The 11,879-nt window shown below is 47.3% G+C and carries 7 protein-coding genes; all 7 read right to left on the reverse strand.

The features are described from left to right. Nucleotides 1–382: 382 nt before the first annotated feature. Nucleotides 383–838, reverse strand: a complete 456-nt coding sequence (locus tag VIM72_RS07565; RefSeq protein WP_332002230.1) for a hypothetical protein — start codon at nucleotides 836–838, stop codon at nucleotides 383–385. A 119-nt stretch (nucleotides 839–957) separates the two neighbouring features. Then, nucleotides 958–2,187, reverse strand: coding sequence for a DUF4998 domain-containing protein (locus VIM72_RS07570; RefSeq protein WP_332002231.1), 1,230 nt, complete (start codon nucleotides 2,185–2,187; stop codon nucleotides 958–960). A gap of 53 nt (nucleotides 2,188–2,240) precedes the next feature. After that, entirely contained in the window at nucleotides 2,241–3,494 is a 1,254-nt protein-coding gene (locus VIM72_RS07575) for a DUF4959 domain-containing protein (RefSeq protein WP_332002232.1), read from the reverse strand. A gap of 50 nt (nucleotides 3,495–3,544) precedes the next feature. After that, nucleotides 3,545–5,455: a RagB/SusD family nutrient uptake outer membrane protein gene (locus tag VIM72_RS07580; protein ID WP_332002233.1), complete on the reverse strand. Its 1,911-nt coding sequence runs from the start codon at nucleotides 5,453–5,455 to the stop codon at nucleotides 3,545–3,547. A gap of 19 nt (nucleotides 5,456–5,474) precedes the next feature. Further along, nucleotides 5,475–8,699 carry a TonB-dependent receptor gene (locus VIM72_RS07585; RefSeq protein WP_332002234.1) on the reverse strand — a complete coding sequence of 1,075 codons (3,225 nt, stop codon included), beginning with the start codon at nucleotides 8,697–8,699 and terminating at the stop codon, nucleotides 5,475–5,477. A 412-nt stretch (nucleotides 8,700–9,111) separates the two neighbouring features. After that, nucleotides 9,112–10,128, reverse strand: a complete 1,017-nt coding sequence (locus VIM72_RS07590) for a GntR family transcriptional regulator (RefSeq protein ID WP_332002235.1) — start codon at nucleotides 10,126–10,128, stop codon at nucleotides 9,112–9,114. Between the two features lie 167 nt (nucleotides 10,129–10,295). Continuing rightward, complete coding sequence (locus VIM72_RS07595) at nucleotides 10,296–11,873, reverse strand: RagB/SusD family nutrient uptake outer membrane protein (protein WP_332002236.1); 1,578 nt, start codon at nucleotides 11,871–11,873, stop codon at nucleotides 10,296–10,298. Between the last annotated feature and the right edge of the window lie 6 nt (nucleotides 11,874–11,879).

Below are 11,879 nucleotides of genomic sequence, written 5' to 3' on the forward strand. Positions count from 1 at the left end.
AAAAAAGAAAGAATATTGTTGTAAACCTGGTACAGGATTTACAACCCACAACGTAAACCTTTGGCAGGACTAAAAATTTTTATTGTAAACTTCAAACAGGATTATCTAATAACTGTGTAAACCTATATCAGGACAAGACCCGGCCATATGACAGAGATAGTGTATGGGGAGTGTATTGAAAGTGTATGGTGAGTGTATGGGAAGTGTATGGGAAGTGTATGGTAACTATATCGGGAGTACTACGCATACACTACTCCTAAGTACCGGAGATGTATACGAAAGGCCACCGTAACATAACTAACCGCCTCCTGGCTGTAACAATATTATCAATCACGGGTACTTATTTTCAACGGTTCAGCCTACCCGGGGCTACTGATTCCTCCTACCTCATCTCCCCTACCATTCTTCTTCTTTTCAATTCTTTTCCACAGGCACGGGCAAGAAAGAAAAAGAAAAACATCAGGCCGGTTAGTGTAATGGGCACTGCTATTGGCAGATCACCCGGTTTGGTAAAGGTAACGACCCATATACCTATTACAAATGGAACCATCAAGCCACCAATAGCGTAACTGAGGAAGCGCGCTACTTTATGCTCCCAGTCCTTTGCATTCCTGAATCCACTGGATTTGCGGGTAGAGGTACTACTGTAGGTATAGGTGGCGGAATAAGTGTTGATAGTGGTATGCACTACAGGCTCCGGGTGATAGAAGGGATTTCTGACATTAAACTGGGATCCGCAGTATTCGCAGTTTATCGTTACCTGCAACAGGTTATTATCGGCTATAGGTTGCGAAAACACGGTGGCTCCGCAATTGGGACATTTGTTATTGGACTGCATACTCAGGCCCGGGACTTTATAGGCCGCTGCTAAATTATAAATTTTTCCCAATTGTAAGAGTGGCCACTTTCTGATGGCAGCAGGGGGAGATCCACTCCCCTGCCGCCTTATCATTATTTTTATTGTTTGCTGAACATGGTTATTTCACTCATATTGATGGAGTTGGAATTATTTACCGTGTGCAAAACCCTGATACGGATATAGCGTACAGGCGGCGCCTTGGGGATGAAGTTAAATTTCATAGGGTCGTTGCCGTTATCTCCCCTGACAGCCGTGGTTAAAAGTGTCCATCCCTTACTGCTCATTTCAGCGGCCCAGCCGGGATCGGTGCTTTTCAGCGAGGTAGCGGCGTTGGTGATGTCTGCAATTCCCCATACTTCAAACTCGGAAGGGTTATTACAGCAATCCCTGCCTGTTTCTTCTATCTGGCCAACGTTGTATGCTTTCCCCATATCGAAAGTAAGGGTGCGAGGCAGCGGGGAATTGGAACCGTTATCATCGCTATGGAAAATGTTGGGATATCCCTGCGGCCCTACACTCCCATCCCACAATTTACTGACACGGGTATCCGATTGATAGATGCCCATATCATTGGGCAGATCATGTTCCTGGAACAGGCTTTTATCGCAGGCTACCAGTTTGTAGATGTCAGGGAAAGTATCGTAACTGTTGGTATAAAAGGTATCCAGGGCGCCTTTGGACGGGATATAGGACGATTGATAAGTTACCGGTTGCCCCGCTTTATAGCCCGGTATGTTAACGGAATCCTGGTTACCTGCAATAGTGGCTATAGCAGCTACGCCTGCGGCATTGGTATACCTGATGGTGGTGCTGATATTAATCGTATCAGGCGTGGTGAAGAACAGCGTTACGGAACCATCGTCACGTATTTTATATGGTGTGGCGGCATCAGGCAAACGGTTGTGCAACGTGCTTTTATAGATATTGCCATACACATGCGCATTATCTATTTCCGTTACAATAGAGCGGTTACCGGCGGCATCATACGAATACAGGAAAAACGTATAGGCGTATTCGTTTAGACCAGTGATGAGACATTTTACAGTGTCTGAAGGATTATGTGAAGTAGCATTGATGGTAACAGAATCCTGGCGGTTGTTCCAGAACAGCACATATTTACTGATACTGGGATCCGGGCTGGGCTTCCAGGCAATTACAAGGCGGCCATTGCCGGGAAATAAGGCAATACCTGATACAGTACCCGGGTACTGCACTTCTGTATTACCCAGGAAGTCGCGGAAATCAGTGGCCTTCCGCGTACAGGCTATGAAGAAAAATAAGCCGCAAATCAGTAAGAGGAGCTTTGCAGTAAAAGGATACTTTCTCATCTCTTTATATTTTTAATAAAATAACTTTAAACAATACCGGTAAAGGAAATACGCTACCTGTTATCGCCCCATATACTGAGCTCCATGATGTGAAAAAATTCATTACTGTGCGCTGCATTGGTTACACATTCAAACCGCATGTATCTCACCTTCGGCAGGTTCAGGGAAAAATTGTAGCCAAAGCCCGCGTTCCAGAAAGCCAGGTCGGCATTGTTATAAGCCGGCGATACCAGTCCGGATGGCTGCGGGGGCAAATGATAAATGCCCATGTTGATCCAGCCGCCCGGTGTTGCCTGTCCTACTGCCGGCAGGTGCATCGTATCAGGTAATATTTCATCCACCGGTTCATCTGCACGGCCCCACATTACCCAGGTATCCGGGTTACCATATCCCCACAGGTAATTGCCATCATCCAGGCCCCGGCCCCAGAGTGTAAACCGGCTTAGCTTTGCGGCCTGGCCCATATCAAACGTTACCCATTTAGGCAGTGGCGCTGTAGTTGGATAGGTGGAATGATACCCCGGCCTGCCCAGGTTGTTATCCCACATGTAACGCAGCTCCCATCCAAAGCTGGATCCATCGTCGGAGTTGAGCTTATACACATTGAACTTCGATTTATCCATGATGGTTTCATAGATCGGTTTTATAGTGGCATAAACGGTGTCAGAAATATTCCCGAACTCATCAGCCAGGTATACGCCAAATTTTCTTGAAATGGTATCATACCCCCTGATACTATAGTTGATGTTCTCCAGGTTGGTATAGTTCTGGTTTTTGATCTCCATTTTTTTTGTGGTGGCATCTTCCGTAATGGTGATCACTCCTATATTATCTTTTGCTGTATTGGTAACACTGATATTAATACCGCCAAAATCTGGGCGCAGCACCACGGTAGGCAATGCCTGCAGGTAAGTGGGCGTGCCGGGATGTACGGTTACCTGCACGGGATCGGACTTCACATCTGCACGTGTAACGGTATACAGTGTTACCGTATAATCCTGGCTTTTGGCAAATCCGCCAACTGCAATAGTGTCTGAATAAAAAGAGGATTTGGTTTGCCTGCTTTTGGTATCGTTGATCATATACTCTGCCTGTACATACAATACATTTTTTGATGAAGGCAATGTATAAGTGATGTATGCGCCGCCATTTTTATTGATCACCCTGATGTTGGTAACCGGTTGTGGTTTTGTTTTATCATCAGAGATGACATCGTTGTATCCATCATTCTTTTTACAGGAGAACTGGATCATCAGTATGGTAACAACCGGTATTAACACGCGGCCTATTTTATATATAGCATCCATATAAAAAATTAAAACTGGTTTGAAATGATTTTGTCCTTACCTGCCGGTTATCACCAATAGGGTGTTTGTACCAGGTTGGGATTAGTCAGCATGTCATAATCCTGGATGGGAAACAGGTAATCCCTCAGCCCGAATACCGGTTGATATACGTTGGTGAGCTGGTAGAATCCCTGTATGGTCCGCTGTTTTGCGCTCCACCCCTGGAAAGGCCCGTTCAGTACTGCCTGTAGTTCCTTCCATCTCCGGAGATCCCATCCTGCCTGTCCTTCAAAAGCCAGTTCTATTCTTCTTTCCTGGTGAATGATGGCTCTTAATCCTTCTTTGGAACTGTATTTGGTGGGATTACGGGAGAAGTTGGACCATGCCTGAACTACTCCCGGTAAACCGGCTCTTTCCCTTACTTTATCGATATAGTTATATACCTCTGTACCGGGACCGCTCACTTCATTCAGGCATTCTGCATACAACAGCCACAGGGCCGGTAAGCGCATGAAAGGCCAGGAGTAATTGGTCTGCACAGTGGTTTGGCCAAAAGCTGTTTGCCAGGGCACCAGTTTCTTTGGCCAATAGCCGGTAACGTTATAACGGGTAGGGGTATACGCAGCGAAACCATTCACGGCGTTTACATAGTTGGCGTTGTTATCGTCGGTGTTGGCAGAGCCAAACCAGATACTGCCATCGAAAGCTACATCTGCATAGTAACGGGCTTCCCGGTAGAAGTTACCACGGGCAGTGATATAACCCTTGCGGATATAGTACCTGTGCGCATCATCACCGGCCTGTGTTTTATAGCGGTTGGCGTAATCCCAGGTCCTGTCTTCATTAATAGGCACGCCGTTTTGTGTATAGAACAGTTCGGATTGCGCCATTGGCACTGAGAAGTTGGAGTACACGGCAAAACCGTTGGAGGCTGCATCCGCAGTTACCCTTGGCGAAGCCATATACTGCCAGCCGAATTGCGGGTTGAGGGTCCATACCTGTTCGGTGTTCCATGGGTCGGTAACAGCGCCCTGCAGTGTTACCAGTTGTTTGGTGCTGTCGGACATATGTACAATCCCCCCGCTGGCCCTGAACTGGTAAACAGCGGCGCCGGAGGCCACGGCGGCATCAATGGCTGCTTTACAGGCGGTAGCGGCACGTTGCCATTTTGAAGCATCGTAGGCTACAGGGAAAAGGCTTTGCCCTTCTTTTCCTTTGATGGCTGCGTAATCGGGGTTACCGTTAAACAGCGGGCTGGCCTGTGTAGCCAGCACTTCTGCTTTCACGGCTTTTGCAATAACGGAGGTAATACGGCCGGCTTCTGCGCCTGCGTTCTGGATTACATCGGGCAGGTCGGGAATGGCCTGGTCCAGCAGGCTTACTACATAGCCAAAGCAGGAATCGACCGGTTGTTGTTTCAACCGGGTTTCTTCTGTGGGCGTATTCACCGGTAATGCCACATCAGAAATAGGAATAGGCCCATACATCCTGATGAGCCAGTAATGATAGTATGCCTTCAGGAACTTTGCTTCCGCCACCCACCTGTTGCGTTGAAACTGTGGCAGATCCAGCGGCTGATCTACGTTGTCGAGAAAGGTATTGCACATGCGGATGGATTGCCACAGGTTTAATCCCATGTTGTAACCATCCCAGAAGTTTAATATAGGATTTGGACTGTTCTGCAGGCCGCGCATCACGTTAAAACCGTTATCGCCTCCTGCGCCGCCAAGTGTGTTCTTATCCAGCAGGTCTATCGGGAAAATCACTTCACCCGAACTGGTGAAACCCGCGTTACGCCTTACATCCGCCAGGCCCTGCATGTTGGAATAACAGCCAAACAGGTAAGCCTGTGTTTCATTTGCATTGGCAAATGAGCTGTTCAGCGTAGCCACATTATCCGGTGTTACATCTAAGTATTTTTTACAGGATACTGATAAGATGACCGGCAATACTACCAACAATGTTCTTTTAAAGAATCTCATTGTTTTATATTTTTTATTCTTAGAAATTAAGATTTACACCCAGGTTGAATACTTTCTGGATAGGATAGGCAAAGCCATTCCCTGCCTGCTCCGGATCCCACAGTTTGAATTTGCTGAAGGTGAGCAGGTTCAGGCCACTGAAGTACACCCGGAAGTTGGTTAGCTTCAGTGGTGCGATCCATCTTTTTGGTAATGAATATCCCATTTCAACAGACTTCAACCGCATAAAGCTGCCATCGCGCAACCACCAGGTGCTGCTTTGTTCGTTGTTGGCAATATGGGTGGTAGACAAGCGTGGCCACAGGGCGTACAGGTTCTGGTTCTCTTCAGACCAGTGATTGTCTGCATACACCTGCAGCAGCTGGGCATTGTCTGCAAATGGGGCTGTAGCCTTAGGATCAATGAAGAAAGATTCCCTTGCCAGTCCCTGGAAAAATGCGCTTACGTCGAAGCTCTTGTACCCGAATGAAAAACCGAAACCATAAATGATCTGCGGCGTGGTAGGCAAACCTATGGGCACCTGGTCGTCCTGGTTAATTACGCCATCGCCGTTAATATCCCTGTACTTGATATCACCACCTTTGGGAAACTCGCTGCCAAAGTTTTGCACAGGGGAATTGGCTGCTTCTTTATCATCTACAAAAAGTCTTTCTGCCACATATCCAAACTGCTGGTTCACCGGGTTACCGGTGGAGAAGCGATAAGCGTATTTATACTCGGGCTCTTCATAATAGCGCACCTTATTATCTGTTACTGTGAGGTTGGCCATTACAGATAACCACATATCTTTTGAAAAATTCTGTTTGTAATCCAGATGAAGATCAAATCCTTTTGAATCCACTTTGCCGAGGTTGGCCTGGAGGTTGTTGGAGGCAGAGCCTTCTATACCTGCAGTAACAGGGATGTAGCCACGCCTGATCAGGATATTGTAACGGTTCTCGTTGTATACTTCTGCTGTTACATTCAGTTTATCGGCAATGGTCATTTCTACCGCAAGGTTGCTTTTCTTAGAAGTTTCCCAGGTTACATCCGGGTTAGGATATGCCTGTATGGTAGTGCCTTTGAGGGTAAAGCTGTTGTTGGTGCCAAAAGTGGCTCCCGGGCCATTGGGATCATCCGGCGTTACGCTGGAGAGATAGAAGAAGCGCTGGTTGCCGATATTGTCGTTGCCCACCAGGCCATAGCTTCCGCGGATCTTCAGACGGGAAATAATTTTAGCGATACCGCCTTCCCAGAATGACTCGTTGGATACCACCCAGGCGCCGCCGATAGTGGGAAAGAAGCCCCATCGGTGCTGTGGTGCAAATCTTTCTGATCCATTATAACCGAAATTAAATTCGAGGAAATATTTTTTATCGAATGAGTAGGTAGCGCGACCGGAAAATCCCAGGTTCCTGTAAGGAAGGGATCCTAACAAACTACCTGCATTACCGTAAAGTGTTTGCTGACGGGTGCCTATCAATGTACCGCTCAGGTTACTTTTTCCGAAGTCGCGGTTATAATCCAATGCGCCCTGCAAATAGATATAGCTATAGATATTCTTGGCGCCTTCGGAATAACCGAGGAACTCCTGGGCCTGGCCCGGTGAGCTGTTCAGCCAGTTGAGCACATAAGTATTGGCATCCGGGTCGTAGCTGCCTACACCATAATAAAATGGTTTATAGGAGCGGCTCAGGTCAAAATAAGAATAACGGTTGGTACTGAAAATCCCCCTGAAAGTAAGGCCTTCTGTGAGGAAGTTAAAGTCCTGGTTAAGTTCAAACTGCGCCGACATCCTGGATTCTGAAAAGTTCTTATACCCGTACATAAGGCTGGCGTAAGGGTTATTCAGCAGGGAACCGTCGTTGCCATAAGCGCTGCCAAACAGGATATGTTTGGTGTTGATATTATTGGCATCCGGTGCATAATAGGCGGGAAATGCTACGGGGCTGGTATGCAGCGCTCTTGAATACAGGTCGGTAGCTAAACCCGAAGCATCACCGGTAATAGGTCCCGTATAGTCGTTGAAGTTACCCCAGAGGCGTACTACTGCTTCTGTTGTTTTGGTGATCTTTACGTTTACGTTGGAGCGCAGCTGGTAGTTTTCGAACTTCATCCCGGAGTTAAAATTATTCACCGGGTTTACCTGTAAGATGCCATTATCGCGGGAATAAGATCCGGCCATATAATATTTGGTAACATCCGATCCGCCCTGTACGCTGAAGTTAGCGCGTTTGGTGGTGGTCTGGTCTTTGAACAATGTTTTCATCCAGTCAACCGCCGGGTATACATACGGATTGCTGCCCGGCGCTTTATCAATAGTGGCCTGGGTAGCAAGTATGGTATTGGGGGTGAAATAAGGTGTTGCCAGTGGATTCCTGGTAGTTACCGCTTCATTGTATTGTTTCATGAAGGTAATAGGATCTGCCAGCTTCAGGTTTTGTGTGGGTGTGGAGATGGCATCTTCCAGGCGGACGCTCACCCGTGCTTTACCCGGTTTACCTTCCTTGGTAGTGACGAGGATCACGCCGTTGGCGCCCCTGGCGCCGTAGAGGGCTGCTGCGCTGGCATCTTTCAGGATAGAAAAACTGGCAATATCATCTACCTGTAAACGGGCCAGGTCGTTAGCGCTCAGTTCCACGTTATCCACCAGGATAAGAGGGCTGGCGCTGTATCCGAGGGTAGTTACCCCGCGTATAAAGAACTGGGAGTTATCGGCTCCCGGCTGGCCACCGCGCTGGAAGGCGATTACGCCCGCCATCTGGCCGGCCAGTGCATTGGTTAGGTTACTGGTAGGGATCTTCAGATCACCGGGATTGATACTGGTAACAGATCCCACCACCGCTTCTTTTCTTTGTTTACGGCCGAATGCGGTGACCACCACTTCATCTACCGAAGCGATCACACTTCTCAGGCGGATGTGATAATCTTTTTGCGTGGCGTTCACCACGAAGCGTTGTTCAATAAAGCCTACGAAAGTTACCTGGATGGTAGCGCCTATTGCTACATCCAGGATAAATTTACCATTCCTGTCGGTAGCCGTTCCGGCGGAACTTCTGCCGTCTACAGCAATGGTGGCGCCTTCCAGCGACCTCCCGGCCGTATCAGACACCGACCCGGTAATAGTTACCCGGGCGGGCGTTTGCGCATGGGCGCTGCCTGCCATTATCATAAACAGCAGGATCAAAAAGTAGCAGGGAGTGGATAATGCCGTTGGCAATGCGGCAGTAAATCTCTTCTTGCAGCAAGTAAATTTCCTGAACATATTAAGAGCAATTATTGGAAGTATAAAAAAACATAACGTGCGTTCATGTGCATGACGGTGTTTTCCGGCGCCTGGCGGGCAAACGGCCATCATGAGTGTACGTGGCATTCAGCAATAAAAGGGAGAAAAAAGTTTTATTTCATAACGTTTACTTCATTCATTCCATCTTAACCTGGAAACTGATTCTAAGTAATTAATGATTGATTCTGGTATCACGTGAAATAGGAATTCTATTCTGTACTATCCTATACTATCCTATAGCAAATATATATTTTTTTCATAACCGCCAAAAGAAATGCGCGATTATTTTTTGCGTATACGTAAAAAATAACCGCGCAGGTTAAACGGCAATCAGGTTAGGCTAAAACAATACCAGAACAGGCGCAGGGGGCCTTTTATACAAGGCAGGGAGTTATAACGACTTCCTCCTGATAAGTACAGTAGGAATGATTTCCTGGATCTTCTCCCGGTTTAATACAAAAGCAGCGGCCTTTTCCGCCATCAGCTTGAAATCGGTAGTATAGGTGGTAATACCGTCGAAGATCAGTTCTTTTACTATATCGTCGTTGTGCGAGAGGATACCGATGTCTTTACCCGGCTTTAGTTTCATTTGTTTGCAGTCTTTGAGCATGGTCCACAGCTCAGCATTGTTAATGGTGAAATATACTTTTCCTTTTTCAAGCGTACCGGGAATATATTCAGGTTTTATCTCGCTTTTAATATTAAAATCTTTTACAAACTTCTTAAATGCCTGGAGGATCTCTATGGGGGTATCCGCCACCGGGCGGTGATAATAGATCATGCCTTTATATTGCTTGATCACTCCTGCCAGTGCAGAAAAGGCTTTATAGGAAGCATGCTTAAACTCCTGCGCCACATAGGAATAATCGCCGGGAATAGGCTCATAACGGTCAATCATCAGGAACTTATCCATCGGGAGCGCGCCCAGGATACCGGCGGTTTTGTTATGCGGGATAGGCGCTATCACGTACATGCCGTATTTACCTTTTACGCTGTTTACAATACTTTGCAGTACTTCTATATTATTGTGATGAAAGAAGATATCTATATGCACATCTTTTCCCAAACCTGCGCGAAAGGTTTTATAGAACATTTCCTGGAAGGCATCGAATGCAAATAATACCAGCGCAATGCGCAGGTGTTGTTTGATATTCACATTGGCCACGAAAAAGCCCACCCGGTTCCTGGGCTCTACAATGCCACGGCTTACCAGTTCCTTATAGGCTTTGGCAATCGTTTCCCGGGCGAACCCGAACTCATTGATCAGCTCATTCACAGAAGGCAGCATATCGCCCTGCGCCAGCCCTTTATTTTGTATGGCGTTTAAAATACCATTTACCAGTTGTTCATGTTTGGATAATCCGCTCACTGCCTCCATCTCGTAAATCTGCTCAAATACGTGGTTCATAAGGGTTAATTAAGTAGTCACTGTTAACGGTGTTTTTCCCCGGAAAGCAAATAGCTGCTGTCCTATGCTATTCCAGCAAAAATAATATTCCCTTTTTATATCTCCGAAATAAAAATGCCGCTATGCAGTTACCGGGTAACTGCATAGCGGCCTGATATATCCATCACTCAATACCCCGGGTTCTGTTCCAGGTTAGGGTTCAGATCTTTTTCCCCCACCGGGATAGGCCACCAGTAATCGCGCAGCTTATCAAACGTACGGGTTTCTATCTTTTTACCAGCGTAATTTTCAATAGGTGCATTCATCACTGTTTCCGCTGTTTTCCAGCGGCGGATATCGTTATAATACAATCCTTCTCCGGCAAACTCCACGCGCCTTTCATGACGGATCTCTGCACGCAGTGCCTCTTTAGATAAAGTATTGGAAATATGCGGCATTTTCACCCTGTCGCGGATCTTGTCGAGCGCCGCAAAGATGGTGGCATCGGGGCCGCTTACTTCGTTCTGCGCCTCTGCATACATCATCAGGATATCGGCGTACCTCAGTACAATAAAGTTGATATCAGACTGGCCGTCTTTCAGGTCCGACTTATCTTTTGGCGGTGCAATGCTGTCGTAGAGGCTATATTTCTTCATACCATAACCGGTAATAGCAAAACGTGTAGCCGGGATAATAGCGCCGCGGTACATATCGCCGGGATAGGTGAAAGTACCATATAAACGCGGGTCACGGCGCAGGTAAGGGCTATCTGCCTTATACCCGGAAGCCGGATCGGTGATAGGCAATCCATTGTTCATGTAATAGGTTTTGGCCAGATCCAGCAAAGGTGCGTTGGTGTTGTACTGTGTGCAGATCAGGTCGAAGGAGCTACCCTGCTGCGGGAAAATGTATTGCACATCAAAAATAACTTCCTTGTTATTTTCATTGGGCTGTAAAAACAATCCGCGGTAGTCTGCAAAAAGCCCGTAGCCGGTGCCTCCCAGGTCCATTACCGCCCTGGCTGCATCCGCCGCGGCTTTCCATTTAGCCACATCGTTGGTGGTATTCAGCAACGGGCTGGCCTCATACAGCAACACTCTTGCTTTCAAGGCCATGGCAGCGCCTTTGGTAGCGCGACCAACATCTGCCCCTGTGAATTTCACCGGCAGCAGCGAAGCAGCCATATCCAGGTCTTTCAACACATTAGCCACTACTTCCGCACGCGGTGTGCGCGGAAGTTTGGCCTGTGCGTTTCTGTCCGGCGGATCCAGGATCAAAGGTACTGCACCATAGTAGTTCTCCAGTATAAAGTAATAAAGTCCGCGCAGGAAATAAGCCTCCCCTTTCATCCTTTTGCGTGTATCTGCATCAATGGCAGTTACCTCATCTACTTTCACAAGAAAGGTATTACAACGACCGATACCGCTGTAGCAATCAGAGTAACGGGAGGTAACAATGCCACCGGTGCTTGACATCTGTGTACCACGGGCAATAGAGTTAAAGCTCATGGCATCCGTTTGATTATAGGCATTCGGAGAAATGGTTTCTTCCCAAAGGGCTGTGGCATTGTTGGATGTTTTGCCACCAAATATGCCCTGGTTGCGCAATACAGAGTAACAGCCTACCAGGCCGGCGTTAGCGGCTTCCGGGGTTTGCCAGAAAGTGGATTCCGGGTAACGGTCGTGCGGGGAAGTGTTCAGCAAATCTTTATTGCAACCTGCCGCCAGGAGACCTGTACAGGTTAGTAAGAGATATATCTTTTTCATACTATT

It is taken from the genome of Chitinophaga sp., assembly GCF_036569185.1.
In the GTDB taxonomy this organism is placed as follows: domain Bacteria; phylum Bacteroidota; class Bacteroidia; order Chitinophagales; family Chitinophagaceae; genus Chitinophaga.